At 40.8% G+C, this 20,939-nt stretch carries 16 protein-coding genes and 1 riboswitch; of the genes, 11 read left to right on the top strand and 5 right to left on the bottom strand.

Annotated elements, in window-relative coordinates:
* The first annotated feature begins 562 nt into the window (after nt 1-562).
* Together ABTP35_RS08565 and ABTP35_RS08560 are read left to right on the top strand one after the other, a co-directional pair.
* The gene (locus ABTP35_RS08565) at nt 563-2,494 is read left to right on the top strand and encodes a histidine kinase (protein WP_293297268.1); all 1,932 of its coding nucleotides are present in this window, start codon (nt 563-565) and stop codon (nt 2,492-2,494) included.
* A 10-nt stretch (nt 2,495-2,504) separates the two neighbouring features.
* Nucleotides 2,505-3,257 (top strand): LytTR family DNA-binding domain-containing protein, encoded by a 753-nt coding sequence (locus tag ABTP35_RS08560; protein ID WP_293297271.1) that lies wholly within the window; start codon nt 2,505-2,507, stop codon nt 3,255-3,257.
* Between the two features lie 6 nt (nt 3,258-3,263).
* On the opposite strand, the gene ABTP35_RS08555 is transcribed toward ABTP35_RS08560, so the two are convergent.
* The 3 genes from ABTP35_RS08555 to ABTP35_RS08545 all read right to left on the bottom strand — a co-directional run bounded on the left by ABTP35_RS08555 (nt 3,264) and on the right by ABTP35_RS08545 (nt 9,002).
* The gene (locus ABTP35_RS08555; RefSeq protein ID WP_293297274.1) at nt 3,264-3,845 is read right to left on the bottom strand and encodes a bifunctional precorrin-2 dehydrogenase/sirohydrochlorin ferrochelatase; all 582 of its coding nucleotides are present in this window, start codon (nt 3,843-3,845) and stop codon (nt 3,264-3,266) included.
* A gap of 67 nt (nt 3,846-3,912) precedes the next feature.
* Nucleotides 3,913-4,848 (bottom strand): type IX secretion system membrane protein PorP/SprF, encoded by a 936-nt coding sequence (locus tag ABTP35_RS08550; RefSeq protein ID WP_375334516.1) that lies wholly within the window; start codon nt 4,846-4,848, stop codon nt 3,913-3,915.
* Nucleotides 4,849-4,856: 8 nt separating this feature from the next.
* On the bottom strand, nt 4,857-9,002 hold the full coding sequence (locus ABTP35_RS08545; protein WP_293297281.1) for a gliding motility-associated C-terminal domain-containing protein: 4,146 nt from the start codon (nt 9,000-9,002) through the stop codon (nt 4,857-4,859).
* Between the two features lie 268 nt (nt 9,003-9,270).
* Between ABTP35_RS08545 and ABTP35_RS08540 the strand changes: the two genes are divergently transcribed.
* From ABTP35_RS08540 to ABTP35_RS08525, 4 genes are all read left to right on the top strand, one after another.
* On the top strand, nt 9,271-9,576 hold the full coding sequence (locus tag ABTP35_RS08540; protein ID WP_293297284.1) for a hypothetical protein: 306 nt from the start codon (nt 9,271-9,273) through the stop codon (nt 9,574-9,576).
* Nucleotides 9,577-9,797: 221 nt separating this feature from the next.
* Nucleotides 9,798-12,167 carry a TonB-dependent receptor gene (locus ABTP35_RS08535; RefSeq protein ID WP_224835672.1) on the top strand — a complete coding sequence of 790 codons (2,370 nt, stop codon included), beginning with the start codon at nt 9,798-9,800 and terminating at the stop codon, nt 12,165-12,167.
* Nucleotides 12,168-12,206: 39 nt separating this feature from the next.
* Nucleotides 12,207-12,992: a DUF4625 domain-containing protein gene (locus ABTP35_RS08530; protein WP_293297287.1), complete on the top strand. Its 786-nt coding sequence runs from the start codon at nt 12,207-12,209 to the stop codon at nt 12,990-12,992.
* A 50-nt stretch (nt 12,993-13,042) separates the two neighbouring features.
* Nucleotides 13,043-13,522, top strand: coding sequence for a DUF4625 domain-containing protein (locus ABTP35_RS08525; protein WP_293297290.1), 480 nt, complete (start codon nt 13,043-13,045; stop codon nt 13,520-13,522).
* A gap of 168 nt (nt 13,523-13,690) precedes the next feature.
* On the opposite strand, the gene ABTP35_RS08520 is transcribed toward ABTP35_RS08525, so the two are convergent.
* The gene (locus tag ABTP35_RS08520; protein ID WP_293297293.1) at nt 13,691-15,481 is read right to left on the bottom strand and encodes a ribonucleoside-diphosphate reductase subunit alpha; all 1,791 of its coding nucleotides are present in this window, start codon (nt 15,479-15,481) and stop codon (nt 13,691-13,693) included.
* Between the two features lie 3 nt (nt 15,482-15,484).
* On the bottom strand, nt 15,485-16,759 hold the full coding sequence (locus ABTP35_RS08515) for a ribonucleotide-diphosphate reductase subunit beta (protein WP_224835676.1): 1,275 nt from the start codon (nt 16,757-16,759) through the stop codon (nt 15,485-15,487).
* A gap of 425 nt (nt 16,760-17,184) precedes the next feature.
* A riboswitch (cobalamin riboswitch) is annotated at nt 17,185-17,390 on the top strand.
* Nucleotides 17,391-17,550: 160 nt separating this feature from the next.
* Between ABTP35_RS08515 and ABTP35_RS08510 the strand changes: the two genes are divergently transcribed.
* From ABTP35_RS08510 to ABTP35_RS08490, 5 genes are all read left to right on the top strand, one after another.
* Complete coding sequence (locus ABTP35_RS08510) at nt 17,551-17,934, top strand: acyl-CoA thioesterase (RefSeq protein ID WP_293297297.1); 384 nt, start codon at nt 17,551-17,553, stop codon at nt 17,932-17,934.
* A 19-nt stretch (nt 17,935-17,953) separates the two neighbouring features.
* Nucleotides 17,954-18,445, top strand: a complete 492-nt coding sequence (locus ABTP35_RS08505; protein ID WP_252078811.1) for a PAS domain-containing protein — start codon at nt 17,954-17,956, stop codon at nt 18,443-18,445.
* A 67-nt stretch (nt 18,446-18,512) separates the two neighbouring features.
* A complete protein-coding gene (locus ABTP35_RS08500; RefSeq protein WP_313790259.1) occupies nt 18,513-18,881 on the top strand; it encodes a hypothetical protein in 369 nt (122 codons plus the stop codon).
* A 157-nt stretch (nt 18,882-19,038) separates the two neighbouring features.
* Entirely contained in the window at nt 19,039-19,836 is a 798-nt protein-coding gene (locus ABTP35_RS08495) for an MbnP family protein (protein ID WP_293297303.1), read from the top strand.
* Nucleotides 19,837-19,890: 54 nt separating this feature from the next.
* Nucleotides 19,891-20,937 (top strand): cytochrome-c peroxidase, encoded by a 1,047-nt coding sequence (locus tag ABTP35_RS08490; protein ID WP_375334174.1) that lies wholly within the window; start codon nt 19,891-19,893, stop codon nt 20,935-20,937.
* The last annotated feature ends 2 nt before the right edge of the window (nt 20,938-20,939 follow it).

Genomic DNA, 20,939 nt, shown 5'->3' with positions numbered 1-20,939 from the left:
ATAGGCATACATTTTTTACCCGAGGCTATGTAGATTTAACCATTGAAAAAAACAACTAATAGGGCTGCACAGATGACAGTATTGTTCTTGTCTTCGGTTCTGGCGATGAAGACAGTGCAGTCCAAAACTATTTAACAGATTATTTGAAAAACTCACCATTAGTAATTTCTTCAGCTGAAAGCAAGTATGGGGTTATGCTGCGCAACAGTTAAACAAGAAAAGAAAGTGGTGAGTTCATTTTTATCCGCCAATATCCTAACTCCAAAAATGGTAATTAAATTAGGATTTAAGTGCGTTTTACCCTCTTCCCCCAAAAAATGCTTAAATTAAGATAGTGAAATTATTTTTTCACTTATTACTATAAACAAACATTAAAGTTTGAGGAGCAACTACAATATGTTGAATATGAAAAATATCCCTCTTTTATAGGACCAAATAACACAAAGATGTGTCATAGACAAGAACTCAAATATATAAATAATAATCAAATTCCCCAATAAATGAAAGAAAAATCTTTTTAAATAGACTGCAACATCTGTTTTTTCCAATATTAACCCTGTAAATGCTCTACTGGACAAATAAAGAATATCGCATAGTTAAAATAACTCGTACTGGTGTGCCTCTCGCTTTCCCGTTAAAGTCGATTCACCGCATCATCAAACAACCACATATACCCTATCGTTCCTTTCGTTTTTGGGCAATTGTTCTTTATATATGTTCAATCCAAATATATTATCTCTCTGCCCAAAACACTATAGTTGATCGTAAAACAAAGCAAATACCTGCCGATTTCTTTAAAGATGAAACCAATGAATTAACTATTGATGATATATTGGAAGACCCATCCAGCTTTACGCCTTTATCGGAAATACCAATTGATGATTTGAATGCCACATACTGGATTCGACTGGATTTTATCGATGCATTGGACACGCTAAAACAAGAATTCAACTGGACATTAAGAACAGCTTATTACAGTGAAGCCCAACTATTCTATAATAAAAACGGGGCTATCATGGACAAACCCTTCGGTAAATTTAACAGTCCCAAACCACGAACATCCTTTAGGTATAATAACGGCGTCAATTTTAGCATCGATAATTTAATAGACAATAGATATCTCTTTGTCAAGGTAAACTCTTTCCTATTTACAAGAGAGATGACATTTGAGTATTTGTCAAATAAATCGAATAGATTTTTTACCAATTACTATACTCACGAGGATCTCAAGGAAATTTCTTTTCACCAAGTTTTTCTAGGAGCTTGTGTTACGTTTTTTTTTACGTTTCTCATTATATTTTTTAAAGTGCAAAAAATGGAATTTTTATTCTATTCACTTTACGTCATGTTTCTTGGTATATATCTGGGTGGTGCATACATTTCCATTACATTTACGGATACAATGTTCGGGTTTTGGACCATATTGATATCGCAGGTGTTCATTAATTTATTTTATGTATTGTTCGCCATATATTTTCTTAATACCAAAGTAAATTACCCAAAGCTCCATGTATTGCTCATAAGTGTGGTACCGATACTTATTGCCATTATCGCGGCAGATTCGATTGCCTTTATAATTGAAGATTATATGATCAAACATTGGATACTGACCTTCCAGAGGCTTTTAATGACGATGGTCGGAGTATTCTCGATGATATATCTCCTTTTAAAAGCCAAAGACCACCTGACTCATTTCATCGTTGTCGGTTCATTTTGTTATATGCTCGGAGCTCTTGGCCTTTTGTTTTTTCATAGCCGATATTACATGACCATTGGCGCGTCCATAGAAATTTTATTGTTCTCCCTTGGATTGGCCTACAAAATCAAAAAAGAATACGAATCCAAATTGAACCTACAAGCTCAATTAAGCCTTAAGGAAATCATTGCTCTTCGTTCACAAATAAACCCACATTTTATTTTTAACTCATTAAGTTCCATTCAACATCTGATCATTCAAAACGATAAAATGTCCGCTCTCAATTATCTTTCAAAATTTTCTAAACTCACCAGAAATGTGCTTGAAAGCTCACATTTGACCACGGTAACACTTGATGAAGAAATCGATGTAATAAAATCGTATCTTGAGTTGGAATCCTTGCGCTTTGACAATTCTTTTCAATATACAATAGACGTGGCAGAAAATCTTGATGTTGAAAATGTCAACATACCTTTAATGCTTGTGCAGCCATTTGTGGAAAATGCATTGATCCATGGGTTGATAGGTAAAAAAAATGGGGAAAAGAAACTTCATATTCGATTCTATAATGAAGGTGAACATTGTGTGATAGAAGTTGAAGACAATGGTATTGGCAGACTAAGTATTAAAAACAAAAATTACAATCAAAAATCCCGTGGGATGGAGATAACCCAAAAAAGATTACAAATGTTAAATAATAGCGCACATAACAAAAGCTCAATAGAGATCATTGATAAATATGATGATCATGGACTGCCTTCTGGAACCAAAGTGATACTAAAAATACATAACCCCTAATACCAACCCAATGATTTTAAAAGCAGTAATTATCGAAGATGAAAAACATAGCAGGGAAACCCTAAAGTCTATGTTGGAAGAATTTTGCAAAGACGTTCAAGTAATTGCAACGGCCGGCAATGTTCAAGAAGCCGTAAAAGTATTATCTATTTACAGCCCCGACATTGTTTTTCTGGACATAGAGCTACAATCGGGAGTAGGTTTCGATGTTCTTGAACAGATCAAAGATCCAAATTTTGAGGTGATTTTTACCACCGCATTCGAAAAGTATGCGATAAAGGCCATAAAGTTCAGCTCCTTGGACTATCTACTTAAACCCATAGATCTGGACGAGCTACAACAAGCCGTAGAGAAAGCCAGAACCCGTATGGACACCAATGTGTACCGGGAGCAATTGGATACTTTAATGCAAAGCATCTCCCGCGGTAAGGTTAGACCGGAAAAAATCTGTTTGGCCACCACGGCAGGAATGGAATTTATCGGGATAGACGAAATTATCGCTTGTAAAGCAGATGGCTCCTATACCATCTTTATGCTCGAGGACGAGAACACCCTACTGGTGAGCAAACATTTAAAAGAATATGAAAACCTGTTATCCGAACACCAGTTTATGAGGGTTCATAACAGTTTTCTCATCAATCTAAAAAAGGTAAAAAAGTATGTGAAGTCAGATGGGGGATATGTAATTATGAACAACGATTTGCAGGTAAATATTTCCCCAAGAAAAAAAGACGACCTAATAGAGGCCATGAAACGTTTGTAGAAGGACTTAATCCTTATTGTTTACCAATCCTTTGGTGAATTCGTTCAGTGCTTCGACCTTTTGTTCAAAGTCCCCCTTTAAGGTCTTCCGATATTTGTTCAGATTGTTTACGAGATCATCAATGTTGTCCGGCAGTACATCTTCAAAAAATTGACGAAGGCGCTTGGCCGTTGTTGGCGATTTACCATTGGTGGATATGGCAACTTTCACATTTCCCTTGGTCACTATACCGCCCATATAAAAATCGCAAAATGGAGGATTATCCGCCACATTTACCAATTTACCCAGCTCCCTACAATCATGGTACACTTGCTCGTTGACCTTGGGCTTGTTCGTACAGGCGATCACAATGTGTTTCCCTTTTAGAAAATGATCTGCATAAACAGCCTTTGTGATCTCAACATTGTGCTTTTTGGCCAATTCCAAAGTATCGGATAAAAATTCGGGCGCTACCATTTGAACCTGTGCCCGTGGACTGGATTTCAGCAAAAAAGTCAACTTTTCCAAGCCTACGTTACCTCCCCCAACAATGAGTACCTTTAAATGGGAAACCTTTAAAAAAATAGGGTACAATTCATTCCTCTCCATAGCGTTTTGTTTACAACTAAAACTTTGCCAAAGATACTGACTATTTCCGGCCGAGGAATACGGATCGTTAGAATGTAGGGGGGTCTTTCTGCTTTTTTGAGGATTTAAACTCGTACCTAACAAATAACTCGTGTGATCCACCTGTATAGCTAGCCAAATTGGAGGTGGTTAGATCATAGGCATACCCAGCACTAAAGTTCGGGTTGATCTGCATGCCCAATAAAGTAGAAAAGGAATCGTCCCAGCGGTAGGCCAATCCAAAGGTAAAGGTTTCCCGTAGCATAGCGTTTACCGATACATCGGCGATAATCGGCGCACCGGGCACCCATTTTACAAAAAAGGCAGGTTTTAACTTTACATCTGGGGTCAAATCCACTACTTTGCCCCCTATAAAATAATAATGTAATCGTTCAGCAGCTATCTCCTGCTCTTCCCCGTCGTAGTGTTTTTGTGAAAAGAAATTGGGAATAGCAAACCCTAAATATCCTTTTTTGGTATCATAGAACAACCCTGCGCCAATGGTAGGGAAAAACTTGCTCTTTATATTATTCTGAAATGCCACATCGGCGTCCTCTGTTAGGCCCTTGGAAAAATCAACATCAAAAATGCGTCCGCCCAATTTCATGCCAAAAGAAAGTTTACTATTGGCACTGTCCAATTGAATGGTATACGAAACATTGCCATCCACAGAAATTTCGGAAGATGGACCAAGGGCATCTCGGGAAATAATCCCCCCTGCCCCGATTTTATTTTCCAATGGCATATCCACGGCCAATACTTGGGTATTCGGAGCTCCATTTATACCTACCCATTGCGAACGATGCAACAATAGAGCAGTTAAATGGCCATGGTTACCGGCAAATGCAGGGTTAACACTCATGGTATTGTACATGTACTGGGTAAACTGGGGATCCTGTTGAGCATAACCGGAATAGACAAACAGAACCATGAGCAGAAAACAGATTTGTCTTGCCCCTTTTACTTTATGTTTAAACCAAACCATCCCCATACTTATCTGTTTATATACAACCAATCGGTTCGTGGTTCCGAACCATCGCCCAAATCCAACACATAATAATATGTGCCCACGGGCAATTGATCCTCTGGTTGAACTACGGCACGGCCATTAGTGGTACCGTCCCAATCATTTTTATACGATCTTGTCTGGAAAACAATATTTCCCCATCGGTTGTACACTTGTAGCGAATTGTTCGGATATTGCGCAATACAATCGATTTTAAAATAGTCGTTTACCCCGTCCCCATTGGGCGAAAACTCGTTATACACCACCAAACAACCAGGTTCCACAAAAGCCTCAGCGGAGTTATTGCTTTCATCTATATCCCACTGATCTACAAATGCCAAACTCACTCGGTTGATGTAATCGTCAACATCCGCAACCTCAACCGTAAGCAATAGTGTGGCCGATTCTGTTGTTGGCAAAGATTCAATTTCCCAAAAAGAGGCCGATGCATCGTACGCTCCATTGGTTGTTTCGTGGCTTACATATGTATATCCCAATGGCAACTCTTCCTGAATTCCGATATGGGTGGCGTCATCTAAACCTTGATTGACAACGGTAATCTCAAAAATTACCTCATCCCCGATATTGGGCGAGGCATTGTCCACATGTTTTGTGATGACCAGATCGGTTGTTTGTGGCACTACAAAAGCAGCGGCCTCATCGTCATCCACAATGCCATCGGAAAGATCATCTGCATTGGTACCTGTTGATGGGTCACTGTCAGGATCTGGATATAAACTTGACGATATATATGCTTCGTTCAAATATTCGTTCTCGGTCCCTGTGGGCGGATTGACCACCGCCAAAATCTCCAAGCTTTCCGTATCCTGATTCAAAATTGCCCTATTGATGTTCCATAGTCCAGCATTTGCTTGGTAAACACCTGCGGTAGCACTATGGGATTCGTAAGTATAACCGATAGGCAATATATCGGTAACCAAAACATTTCTTGCATCGGACGGCCCATTATTGGTAATGCTCACCACAAAGCGAACTATATCTCCCACATTCGGGTTGGCGTTATCCACAGTTTTGGATAAAGAAAGATCGTTAAGTCCGCCCGGAACTGGAATTATCGTTGATTGATCATCCTCAGAGCCCAAGTTGTTGTTTGGGGTGGAATCGAGGTCATAAATGTCCGAAGCTATAAGTTCGGCAGTATTCTTATACTCTCCATTTGGAAGTACGATTACTCTTATTTCCAAAGTTTGGGTTGTTGCATTGGCAAGGGAAGGCAGATCCCAAGACCCTGCTATTTCATCATAAACACCGGCAGAAGGCATGGCGGACACAAATTGATAACCATTCTCCAGTTCATCTTCGATGATCAGCCCGGTCGCATGGTTGGGGCCATTGTTGGCAATTTGAATGGTAAAGACCACTTCATCACCAACTTCAGGATTCATGCTGCTTACAGTTTGACTTATTGAAATATCCGCCACTTGTCGTGGAGATATTGTTTTATGATCTTGATCATCCTCTGTTGGGATATTGTTGTTCGGTGTGGAATCTACATCAAAAAAAGTAGCACTTACCACTTCGGAGTTTATATCGTAATCTCCTGTCGGGTTCACTTCAGCTACAATGCTCAGCTCCATCTGGGTTGCCAAGGCAAGATTCCCAACATTCCAAAGTCCTGTAGATGGATCAAACGACCCGTTAGAATTATCGGAAATATATGTAAATCCATCCGATAGTAAATTTTCCACGGCCACTCCAATGGCATCACTGGGACCTTCATTGGCCAATGTTACGGTAAAGGTTACCTGTGTTCCTACATCGGGAAACTCGTTGTCCACCGCCAAGTTCAAATTTAAATCTGCAGATGGCACGGGTGTAGTACCAGCACTATCTTGATCGTTTTCAAAAACATTATTGTTATTGGGAATGGAGTTGGGATCCAATTGATCTGCGGCAAATACTTCGGTTACATTAAAGTAATCCCCTTGATCGTTCACTGTTGCCACTATAGAAAGTGTTTCTGTGTTTCCATCGCCGATATCTGCGTTTAAGGTCCACATACCCGTTGTAGGGATATAAATTCCCGCAGTTGCGTCATGGGAAACATAGGTATAACCGTCCGGTAATAGATCCATAATTTGAACCCCTGAAGCTTCACTAGGGCCTAAATTGGTAATGTTTAGGGTAAAGATCACATTTTGTCCCACGTACGGGCTCAATTCGTTTACGGATTTGCGCAACAGGAGATCGGCCACCGGAACTACAATTGGTTCTATGGTCTGTTGATCATCTTCGGTCTCGTTATTGTTATTGGGGCTTGAATCTATATCCCTTTCGGCCACATTGGTCAACTCGGCCGTGTTGCTGTAGTTTCCAGTTGGCAACACATCTACGGATATTTCCAAAGTCTCCGAAATCCCGTTCGCCAAATTGCCCACTACCCAAGAACCATTGGTGGCATTGTACGTTCCCACAGATGGGTTTGCTGCCACCAACTGATATCCTGTTGACAGTACATCCGTTACCACAACATTAGTGGCATCACTGGGGCCATTGTTTTGTACGGTTACCGTAAAGCGTATTTCTTCTCCGACTTCTGGGACAAGTTCGTCAACAGTTTTGGTTATTTCAATATCTACCAACGGTTCGGGGACCACCGAAATACTATCTTGGTCATCCTCTCCCAGAAGACCGTTATTTGGTGCGGAATCCACATCTGTTTGGTCATGTCCTGTAATTTCTGCTGTATTTTCGTAAATACCGGAGGCATTTACATTGCACAAAATCGAAAGGCTCGTTGAATTGCCACTGGACAATGTACCAACATTCCAGATTCCAGTTATCTGGTTATAAGTTCCTCCACTATTGTCCGAAACGTAAGTGTATCCCGATGGCAACAGGTCGGTAACTTCCACCGAGGTGGCATCACTTGGTCCATCATTGGTCACTACAATTGTAAAACGGACATTATCGCTCACCAATGGTGGGGATTTATCAATGCTTTTGGTCAAGGATAGATCGATCAACTCCTGGGGCGATATTACTACATCCCCTTGGTCATCTTCTGAGGAAACACCATTTGCCGGAGTCGAATCTATATCAAAAGCGTCCGAAGCGATAATTTGTGCGGTATTGGTATGGTTTCCTGTCGCATTGACCTCTACATTTATGGTAAGTGTTTGAATACTGCCATTGGCCAATGTCCCCACTTCCCAAAAGCCGCTAATGGGATCGTACGTGCCTGTTGTTGCTGAATAGGAAATATAGTTGAAGCCCGAAAGTATTTGATCTACGACCCGTACATTGGTGGCGTCGTGCGGTCCATTGTTGGCAATGGTTATTTCAAAACCGATCTGTTCGGTCACAAAGGGAGATAAATCCCCTCCTACCACTGTTTTGGTCAATGATAAATCGGCTTGTTGTGGTGCTGGAGTAATATTGTCCTCATCATCTTCACTTTGATCTCCGTCATCGTTGTTCGGTGTACTATCCACATCCAATTGATCGGCAAAAATAATTTCTGCAACGTGTGTAAACTCCCCCATCGTTGCCGTTGGGGTCAGTACAGTAGCATCAAAACTCAGTGAGGCCGTATTTGTACCTACAGGAACGTTTATACCTGTCCAACTAACTTTATCCGTAATAAAACTAAAAGTTCCGCTATTGTTTATTGCGGTTACATTGTTGAAACCAGATGGAACAAGGTTTTCAATGGCGACACCCGTGGCGTCAACATCCCCAAAATTGCTCAAATTAATTGTAAAAGTCACTACATCACCAATATTCGGCAGTGGATCGTTAACTACTATTTCCAGTTCCAGATCTACTCCTTCGATGGTAATCCCCACTGTGTCCGAAGCAGTATTGCAGGTAACATCTGAAACGGTCCATTCAAAAATATAGGTTCCCAAAGCAGTATTGAAGACTTGGGTGCTTGGATCGGTGGCATCATCAAAAGTCACTAGGGTTGGGCCCGATAGTTGTGTCCAAACACCGGAACCGACCGGAGGCACATCGGCACCCAAAAACACCGTCGTCGTACGGTCAAAATTTTGGTCCGAACCTGCATTGACCGAACAATCCTGCGAATATCCAGCTTTAATTGATGCCAACACAAAAAGTACCATCAATAAAGAATGCCTGCAACGCAGGAGGGTTAGCGGTTTGTTCATAGTCTAGCTGCTGAGGTTTATCCTTACGAAGTAAGGCTTCTCCAAACTTATCAAGAACAGGCTAGAATAGATAAGTTATGTTGTATGCAAAGGGGCTTTTGTTGTGAAATAGTATAAATATGATGAAAGAAACAACCTACCTTTTCCTAAGCTTTTCTTTCTTATTGTAGATATAAAACGATACTAAACCCAATATTTAATTCATCTTAATTCAAACATCCTTGACCATTAGCACATTTCGCTGGTTTTTTTATAAATTTGCTTTTCCATGAAAAAGAATCGTCTTGGCAATAGTATCGCTTACGGTTTGTTTGTCCTCTTTTTGGCAACCAAGCTCGTAGGCTTACATGCGCTTACCCATCATAACGATACAGACGATTATCTAGACCATTGTGAGATATGCTTGAATATAGCACACGATAGTCAATCCCCTGGAATAGTAAACGATATTGTTGAGCCTACCATTGAGAACACTGTGGTTTACTATCCAAAAGTTACCAATTCCTATTTTTTTGAGGTTTCCGGAACGCTTACCATAAGCCATCTGTTTTCGAGGCCTCCCCCTACCACATAACATCCTCCATCCTCGTTTTTGGTATTTAGATTTTTACCATTTACTATGACTTGATTTTGCTTAAAATCCAAAACTTGCTTTTGGTGTATGCAATACATCAGTTTTTGACAAATACTTGTTTTAAGCATTAAGTCGACCCCCTATACTAGAAACACACTTGATGGAACCTCCATAAATGCTTCCCCCAAAAGAGAAGCTAGTTACAAAATCTAGTTTTTATAATGATAAAATACACACTTCTTGCTTGTTTGTTTATTGGTTTCAACACTTTGATTTGGGCTCAGGAAACCTACACTATTAAAGGTTCGGTTATTGATTCGAGTACTTTGGCCCCTATTTCAGGCGCCAATATTGTTGGTAGTACAAAACATGCCGTCTCCTCGCTAAACGGTGAATTTATTATTGAGAATATACCTAAAGGAGCTCATACATTTGAAATATCCCATATTGCCTACGCTCCTATCAAATTGGTTATAGAAGTGGATCGAAACCTTAGCGAATACACAATAAAATTAACGGAGAAGGTGACCAATTTAGATGAGATCGAGCTACTTGGAAAAAGTGACAAAAGACAGGCTCAAGAACTCTCAACAATTTCAGTTGGAGTGGACAAGGAATTTTTGGAAACCAACCGCGAGAACAGCTTAATGCAAACCCTTAAAAAAATTCCTGGTGTAAGCACCATAACCATTGGCTCAGGGCAATCAAAACCTGTAATCAGGGGGCTCGGATTTAATCGGGTAAGTGTGGTCCAAAACGGCATTAAGCACGAAGCCCAACAATGGGGAAATGATCATGGGCTCGAAATAGACCAATACGGGATAGAGAACATACAGATCATTAAAGGTCCCGCATCTTTATTATATGGCTCCGATGCCATAGCCGGTGTAGTGGACATCCAGCCCTCAAAAATACCCATGCCGAACTCCTTTAATGGTGAAGTAAACCTACTTGGTGAGACCAATAATGATCTTTTAGGTATTTCCACTGGAATCCAAGGAAGAAAAGAACAATGGTTCTATCGTGGGCGATTGACCTACCGGGATTATGGCGATTACAAAGTGCCCACCGATAAAATTTATTACGAGGGCTACGTTTTTGACCTGTACGAAAATCATCTCAGAAATACAGCGGGCATGGAAGCCAATGCCAGTGCTAGCATTGGTTTTGTAACGGAAAACATTAAATCAGAAACTTTTTTCAGCAATGTAAACGCCAAAAATGGATTCTTTGCCAATGCCCATGGTCTCGAGGTTAGGAACTCCTCTATCGATTATGATAGTTCCGATCGGGATATCGATTTACCCTACCACAAGGTAAACCACTTTAAAATAACCAATAACACCACTTTTTATAAAGGAGCGCACACCATTCAGTTGGACCTTGGTTACCAAAACAACCAAAGAGAGGAGCACTCCGAACCTGTTCCCCATGGTTATATGCCCACACCCCCCAACAGCAGGGAAAGGGTATTTACAAAAAACACCTATTCGCTGAACTTAAAAGACACCTTTAAGCCCAATGATAGACATGACATTGTTTTTGGAATAAATACGGAATACCAGAACAATAATATAGGTGGATGGGGCTTTCTGATTCCTGCTTATGACCGGTATACCGCGGGAGTGTTTGTATTTGACCATTATAAAATCAGTGAAAATTTACACTTACAGGGAGGTTTGCGATACGATGCTGGCCTTATGCGGACAACATCCTACACAGACTGGTTCCGATCTGTTGTAAACAATCCCGATGGCACCACCTCCAATGTATTTTTGCAACGTGCACGAGACGAGGATTTGGAATTTGGCAACCTAAGCGGCTCTTTGGGTTTGAGCTACCTCAATAATAATACTACATATAAAGTAAACGTTGGAAAGAGTTTTAGAATGCCTTTGGCCAATGAGTTGGCTTCAGATGGGGTAAACTATCATATGTACCGTTACGAAAGGGGAAGAATAGATCTAGACCCAGAACAATCCTATCAAATAGATTTGGATATCGATCATTCCAACAACTATTTTGATTTTGGTATCAGCCCTTTTTTCAACTATTTTGAAAATTACATTTATCTCAACCCTACCTCCAATTACTATGAGACCTTACAAGTGTACGAATATACCCAAAGCGAGGTAGTCCGTTTTGGTGGCGAGGCACGGGTAGGTGCAACCGTCGGCAACGATCTACGTTTGGACGCTTCTTTGGAATATGTGTATTCCAGACAGACCAGTGGACCCAAAAAGGATTTCACGCTACCCTTTAATCCGCCCCTCTCCACTTTGCTCTCTGCCAACTATCAATTTAAGAATGTATCCTTTTTAAAAGCACCGAGTATCACCGCGGAATATAGGATAACCGCTGCCCAAAACGATATTGTACCTCCAGAGGAAAAAACAGAAGGTTTTCAAGTACTCCATATATCCGCCATGGCAGGGATAACAATGTTCAAAACGGCACAACCTATGCAATTACGCATAAAACTAAATAATGTATTCAATACAGAATACTACGATCACACCAGTTTTTATCGGCTTATCGACGTTCCTGAACCTGGCAGGAACTTATCCATTTCGATGACCATACCATTTTAAATAAATCAAATTAAGTCTAATATCAAAAACAGAAGAAAAATGAAATCAATGTTAAAACCACTTGCAATTATCGCATTTTTAGGCGTAGCCCTTCAATCTTGTAGTAGCGATGATGATGGAACCGACGCAGTAGCAGCCCCGGTTATCGCCAATTTTGAATTTGGAGAGGGCAGTGCCCATTCTACCGATCAAGTTGCCTATAAAGGATCGGACCTTCATTTAGAAGCGGAAATTACTGCCGAAGGAGTTGTACAAAGTATCTCCATCGACATTCATTCAGACGAGGTAGAGGCCGGAGAAGGTGAAGTAGATTGGGATTACGAACAAACTTGGACCGATGCCGATTACTTGGTGATCAACCCTACATTCCATGAACACATCGATATTCCGACCAACATTCCCGCGGGAGAATACCACATTGAACTGGTAGTGACCGATGCCCTTGGAAATACAACAGAAATCGAAGGTCACATCCAAATTCTTGATCCTATTACCGTAAGCGATTTTGAAATGGATGAAACCGTAGAGCGAGGAAGCGATTTCCATATAGAATTTATGATCGAAGCGGTAAATGGTATACATGAGGTATTGGTGGATGTTCATGCCCACGACATTGAAGTAGGCGAAGGAGAAGTGGAATGGGATTACGAAGGCGACTTTTCCGAGGATTACCACGAATTGACCGAGGCAGAGTTCCATGAGCACATAGAAGTACCTGCTACTGCTCCAGCAGGGGAATATCACATTATTTTTACTATCGAGGACGAGGATGGAAACATCCACGAATTCGAAGACCATATCGATATTACAGTACCTACAGTTTAATATGAATATCCGTGGGGCCCTTTAGGGCTCCAAGGTTTTAAAAAAAAACTATGAAACTAAAATTTAAACACATCTTTATCGCCACTTCAATCATAATTTTGTCGAGCTGCTCAAGTAGTGACGACTCTACTATTGATGAAGAAAAGCCTGCGATCAGCATAAACTTCTCGGGTGGCTTTCCCCAAGCCTGCGAAGTACTGCAAAGGGGTCAGACCTACACATTTAAGGCCCAAGCAACGGATAATGTATCCTTGGCCTCCTATAGTTTGGACATACATCACAATTTTGACCACCACACCCACGATGACCAGGGTGCTCAATGTGATCTAGAAGCTGTTAAAAGTGCAGAAAATCCATTGATCTACATGCAAAACTTTACTATTGCAGAAGGCGGAACTTCACATGAGATCAATATTAGCATTACCATACCGGAAGATATAGATACCGGCGACTACCATTGTGCCTACTCCGTAACGGATGCCACTGGATGGCAAGGTAGAACATCTGTGGACATTAAGATTGTGGAATAAAACGGAGACTGTCCTTCGTTTTATTAATTTGCCCACAGCAATAAAAACTAAAACCACGGACGCAAAAATATGATTGGTCCCGTATTTAAATAAAGTCTTCTTCAATAGAACAAAAAAAAGGAGGTCCCGTTGTCGGGACCTCCTTTTTTAATGTCAAATTTGGATTTTCTATGCCTCACAGCTCACACAATCCTTCTTTTGCTTGAATTTTTGTGCAGCATTCATGCTATGCTGGTAGTACAGGGATTTAAGTCCCAATTTCCAAGCGGTAACGTGGATTTTGTTGATATCCTTGGTAGGCATGTCCGGGTGCACAATAATGTTCACCGATTGCCCTTGATCTATATGGTTCTGCCTATTGGCAGCTTGATAAATTATATCAAGTTGATCTATTTCTGAATAGGTTTTAAAGACCGCCTTTTCTTCTTCGGTCAAAAAGTCCAAATGTTGTACAGAACCATCCATATCACGGATACTTTTCCAAACTTCAGGCGTATTTTGTCCTTTTTCCTCCAACAAATCCATTAAAAATGGGTTTTTGATGGTTGTTTTGATCTTGGCAATATCCTTTACATAACAGTTGGACCAAATGGGTTCTATTCCTTGGGACACTTGACCTAAAATAAAGGCAGATGAGGTAGTAGGCGCAATCGCGTTCAATGTTGCGTTACGCCTTCCGTAACCTTTCAACACCTCCGGCTCACCAAATCGTTCGGCCAATTGTTCTGAAGCTTTGTAGGAACGTTCTTTGATTTCCCTAAAAATTTCGCTGTTCAAGTTATACGCTTCCTGACTGTTAAAGGCCACTCTTTTGGACTGCAATAAAGAATGCCAGCCCAAGACCCCAAGACCCAAGGAACGGTTTTGCTTTGCAAAGTTGTAAGCTCTTTCCATAAATAGGAAAGTCTGTCTGTCCTCTCTGTCCGAAGAATCTCTGTAAGCCTCCAATTTTTCGATGAACTCTGTAATTACTGCATCCAAGAAATGGACCATGGTCTCTACCGCATCGGTTTTTTTCCATTTATCGTAATGCATCAAGTTTACGCTGGAGAGCACACAAACAAAAGACCAATAATCATTAGATGGCAACATAATCTCTGTACACAGGTTACTGGCATGAATACGGTGGTTCTTGTCCTTGTATACATCCGCTGCACCGTCATTGGCATTATCGGTAAAGAACACATACGGATATCCCATTTCACCCCTACGTTGCAACACTTTGGCCCATATGGTTCTTTTTTCCACGTCTCCCTCGATCATTTCCTGCATCCACTGGTTGGTCACCGTTACACCATGTGTTAATTGTTGGATCGGGTTACCCTCGGTACCGATCTCTAAAAATTCCATGATATCCTTATGATCGATCGGTAAATATGGAGAAAAACGACCGCGACGAACCGAACCTTGGCTAACCACATCTACCATGGATTCGAACAACTGCATAATATGAACTGCTCCCGAGGCTTGACCATTATTTTTTACAGGAGCACCCCTGTGCCTAATATTTCCAAAATATCCCGATGTCCCACCACCTAGTTTGGACATCATTCCTACCTCGGACTGTGTATAAAGGATATTCCCCATATCATCGTCGATATGTGAGCCAAAGCAACTAATGGGCAAACCACGTTTTTTACCAAAATTGGACCAAACTGGAGATGCCAAGGAGAAAAATCCTTCGGACATATATCCATAAAATTTATCCGAATACCCAGGAATTTGCAATATCTCCTCGGCCCTATCGGCAATCTCGCGGATACGCCCTTCAGGGGTTACGCCCTCGGTTAGGTACCCAGATGCCAAAAACTTTCGGCTATACTCATTCAACCATTCGAACCCCTTGTCTTCCTCGGTTTTAAGTTTAGACAAGGTATCCTTTCTTGCGTTTACAAGTTCTTGTGTTTTATTGTCTTGTTTTTGGTCTGTGGTCGGGGTTAGTTGTGTTCTCTTCTCCATAATTTAAAAAAGGTCGTCGCTTGTTATACTTTGTGTTCTTTTGCTATAGTTAATGGATCTTTTTACAAAAAAGTCTCCGTGTTTTGTTCCAATGATCTCGTCATCAAACCATTCGGTCTGCTCCAATAATTTTTGATCGACATCAAATATTTTAGAAATCCCGATACTCTCCAATGAGTTGTTGAATCTGTTCTTGATAAACTCGTTTACCAAGTTTTTGGGCAAGAAATCCAATTCACCAGCTTCAAATATCCAATCCACTATTTTACTTTCCGATTCAAATGCCTTCTCACAGATATCTTGGATCATTTCCTTGTATGCATCATCGAACCATTCAGGGTGTTCTTTTTTGATGATATTGATTACATCGATACCAAAATCACCATGGATCTGCTCTTCCTTGGATGTGGCCTCCACAACGTTCGAAATTCCCTTCAGTACATTTTTATGTTTGTTGAACGCCATAATGATCAGGAACTGGGAGAAAAGGGAAACATGTTCGATAAAAAGGGAAAATAGCAAAATGGACTCGGCATACTCCTTATTGTTTTCGCTTTTTGCATTTTTAAGTGCTGTCTCCAAATACTGCACTCTTTTCATGATCACCGGTTTCTTCTTCAGGTTTTCAAACTCTTGGTTCAGTCCCAAAATTTCCAGTAGGTGCGAGTAAGCATCGTGGTGGCGCACCTCGCTCTCCGCAAATGTGGCTCCAACCGAACCTATTTCTGGTTTTGGCATACGATGGTATATGTCGCCCCAAAATGTTTTTACGGCCACCTCGATCTGGGAAATGGCCAACATGGTATTTTTAATGGCACTTCGTTCCACTTCGGTCAATCCGGATTTAAAATCTTGGATATCGCTGGTAAAGTTAAACTCGGTATGTATCCAATACGAGTGTCTGATCGCGGGAACGTATTCGTATAATTGTGGGTATTCGTAAGGTTTAAGGTTTATTCGTTTTTCAAAAATATCGGACTCCCGCATTTGGGCCCTTTTGTTCCTATAAATAATGTACGCCTTTGCAACATCGTGGAACTCACTGTCCATAAGTTGGTTCTCTACAACATCTTGCACTTCTTCAACAGTGGGCACATAATGTTGGTCTTGGCTCTTTCGTTCCAACAACTCTTTATTTACGTTGCTGGCTATGGTCTGCGCATCGGTGATCTGGCCATGCTCCACAGCTGTCATGGCTTTCAAGATTGCATTCGTAATCTTGTGTAAATCAAATTCTTGCGTACTAAAATCCCTCTTAGTTATATGAGTTATCTGCATGAAGAAAACGGTTTGGAGTTGAAAAAATAGCTTGACTGTAAAATTCATATTTTCTTCACTTCGATTTGAAGTTTCGTCGATCAGGTTCTTAACACTGTTATCAACATTCGAAATTTTTGACGTTCAAAATCCATGGGAACAAACGTAGGATAAGGGCTGAGAAAAATCCACATTGGAACCGACTGCCAAGAAATACTTTTTCACAGTTTTTTAACAATTGCAAACATATAATCCCAAACACCCTTATTGCATAAGGCTTTAAGCAGATTTCAATCAAAAAAAAGATCATTTGTCCAATTCCGCCCAAGCACCAACCCCAAAAGATCTGTTCATTAAATTTTACCGCATAAAATTCGGACAGAAATAATTTCAAGGTAAATTCAAATTTCGATACATTTACCACCAAATAAGTTCTTTACTTAATTTCTTTATCATAACGATAGGGTTTCCGACACATATCGGAATTAAAAGGGAATCGTGTGTAAATCACGAGCTGACGCGCAACTGTAAGTTCGATTCCGTTTTTGGAATAGTATGTTTTTGCAAAAAACCATTGTCTTTCCCAAAAAAAGATGAGAAGGTGGCAAAAATCGAACAAGCCAGGATACCTGCCCATTTCGTTCCTACTTTGTAGGATTTTGACGATGCCTTCGCGTAAAGGGCAAGTCGAACGTTTGAACTTTCACCGGCTTATCCGGCAAAACTCCACACACGTTCCACTTGTTTAAGGCATTGCGAAGTTGAGCTAAGGAGCTTTTATCTAATTGTTCAATTTTATAAAAGCTTTTGCCATGGAAATCAGCGAACGCATACAGCGATCAAAAACAAACATTTTTAAAGCGGTATTCCCCAATACCGTAAACCACTACGACACCTTGTTTGGCGGAACCGCACTTAGCCTAATGGACGAGGTTGCCTTTATTACTGCAACACGGTTCAGCAGAAAACGAATGGTGACCGTAAGTACAGATCGTATAGATTTTGACCACCCAATTCCTGCAGGTACCATTATTGAACTGATAGGCGAAGTAATAAAGGTGGGCAACAAAAGTTTAAAAGTGCAAGTGGACATTTATTTGGAAGAAATGTATTCCAACCAAAGGGAAAAGGCCATCTGCGGCCAGTTCACCTTTGTTGCCTTGAACCAGGACAAAACACCAATTCCAGTGGTTTAATTTAACGTAGAACAAAACAATGACGAAAGACAACAAACTCCAGGCATCCCCATTACTAAGCTTTGATTTTTATTTGGAAAGCTATCACAGGTTACTGGGCAACCTAAAAAAAGAAGCAGACCTAAAGAAAATCACCTACCTGCTTGGTGAGGAAATATCGCAAGAGAATCAGAGTCTTATAAAAAAGGAAAACTACGACGCCTTGGTCGTTACCGACCCGGACCATTCCATTCTTTGGGTGAATGATGGTTTTATAGAAATGACAGGGTATCGAAAAAATTACGCGCTACAAAAAAAACCGAGCTTTTTACAAGGAAAAGAAACATCAAAAACCATCAAAAAAGAAATTAGGGAACAGTTAAACGCGCATCACAGTTTTGATGGCGCGGTGATCAACTATCGCAAAAATGGCGAACCTTATCTATGTCACATCAAAATATTGCCACATTACAGCCCCCAAAAAAAACTATCCTGTTTCATAGCTTTGGAAAAAGAACTAAAAGCTGCTTAAAACGGACAACTTCTTTTACATCGATCAATTAAGTGGATTATATTTGTACAGGTTCAAAAAATCTTTCTTGAAACAGCGGAGTCTTCCCATATTGTTCACACTTTTGTATGTAATGGCCATGTTAAGGCCCGTACTTCCTGTTTTTGAATATGTGGTCAACCAAGACTACATTGCCGAGTATTTGTGCGTGAACAAGGACAAACCAATGCTCAACTGTAACGGTAAGTGCTATCTGTCCAAAATGTTGCAAGAAGAACAAGACGAAAAAAAGCAAAATCTACCCTCTATTAACATGAAAGAGTATCCCATCGGCTTTGTGGATATTCTTTTTTGTGATTTTGCTCCCCAAACTTTGGAAAACGACCAGTTACCGGAATTTACCTCGAGCAAACCGCGCCAATTTACAGCTTCGGTTTTTCGCCCGCCCATCTGTTAACACCGACCTTTTTTATAGTTGTGCTATTTCCCTAAAGGGAAAAAAGCAACTGTGCCTATACTTTTAAGTATTGTGCCCTTGGCACATGTATGTAACATTTTTAATCCGGGAGGCTTTTAAGCAGAGGCTTCCCAACTCATAACTATTTGAATTACAGATGAAATCAATTTATAAATTATCAACCGCATTATTCTTATCCATTTTATTGGCATCATGTAGCAGCGATGACGATTCTACGCAACTAACAGGTACCGGAATGGTAAAAATTGAATTTGACAACAGCGTATCCGGGGACGACCTTATTTTAGGATCTTCCTACACCAATTCCCAAAATGAGACCTTGACCATAGAACGCCTAAACTACATTGTCGGAAATTTTAGGCTGACCGATGAAGATGGCAATATATTCACCTATCCTAAGGATACGGGCTTTTTTATAACAAGCGAAGAAACCGGAAAAACAGAAGTAGTTCTTTACGATGTTCCTGCCGGCAAGTACACTTCAATAACGTTTGGAATTGGTGTGGACCAAGAAAAGTATCTCTTGGGAGCCGAAGGACAGGGAGACCTCCTTACCGAAGCTGAAAACAATAACATGATGTGGTCCTGGCAAGCCGGCTACAAGTTCCTGAATTTTGAGGGAACGTTTACCTCGGCCACGGTTACCGATGACACCAATTTTAAGATTCATATGGGAAGTCACGGTTCCAGCTTGGACAATTACAAAGAAACCACGCTAAGCCTTGGAACAGATGCCTTGGTCAGTGATGATATGACCCCGATAATCCATATTGTGGCCAATGCCGGCAATATACTGGATGGACAACATAAAATATCGCTTACCGAACAAGCGGTAATTATGGTCAGCGAGGAAAAATCACCCCTAATCGCCACAAACACATCAAATATGTTCACTGTCGATCACGTACACAACGGAGACGGAAGCTCACACTAGATTTATTATGGGCTGTTCATAAAATGAACAGCCCTCAAATTCAATTTTATACCTATGAAACATCTAATATGGGCTATCCTGCTAATGATGTTATCTGCCTGTAGCCAAAACGATGAGGAGTACCAGAGTATTGGTGACAACGAACTCTTGTCCGTTACCATACCTTCAAACTTTCCGCCAATGATCTATAATGCAGAAGCCAATCCTCCTACCAAATTCGGTTTTGAATTGGGAAAAAAACTGTTTTATGATGGCAAATTATCAGCAAACGGTTTTATATCCTGTGGTTTTTGTCATGAACAAAAATTTTCGTTCACGCACCATGGTCATCAATTTAGCCATGGCATAAACGATTTAGAAGGAACCCGAAACACTCCCTCGATTGCCAACATGGCTTTCTTTTCGGAATTCGCTTGGGACGGAGCCACCAATCACTTGGATCTTTTTCCCATAATCCCGATTACAAACGAGGTGGAAATGGGAGAAACCATGACAGGAGTTCTTCAAAAATTACAGAAAGATGGCGATTACCAAAATGCAATTAATGCCGCTTTTGAAGAAGGCGGTGTAAGCCACGAGAACTTTTTGAAAGCCATTGCACAGTTTATGGTGCTGATGGTTTCTTATAACTCCAAGTACGACAAATATGTACGGAACGAAGATGGGGTTACTTTGACCGACCAAGAACTTCAAGGCATGTCTATTTTCAAAGAAAAATGCGCTAGCTGCCACACCTCCGACCTGTTTTCCGATGGAAGTTTTAGGAACAATGGCCTCCCTCCAAACCCGAACATCAACGACTTGGGCAGGGCCTTGGTAAGCGGCAGTACGGATGACAATTACAAGTTCAAGGTGCCCAGTTTAAGGAATGTGGCCCTGACCGCCCCATACATGCACGATGGTAGATTTGGAAGTTTGGAGTCCGTACTGAACTTCTATCAAAATGGGGTACAGGACTCCCCCACGCTGGACCCTTTGTTAAAAACAGATGAAGGTCTGGGAATTTCTCTGATCGAAACAGAAAAACTAGCCCTGATCGCCTTTTTAAATACCCTTACCGATCAAGAATTTATTAATGACGAAAGATTCGCCGAATACTAACC

Source organism: Flagellimonas alginilytica (assembly GCF_042134605.1).
Classification (GTDB): domain Bacteria; phylum Bacteroidota; class Bacteroidia; order Flavobacteriales; family Flavobacteriaceae; genus Flagellimonas; species Flagellimonas alginolytica.
This window is presented reverse-complemented; position numbering and strand designations above follow the sequence as displayed.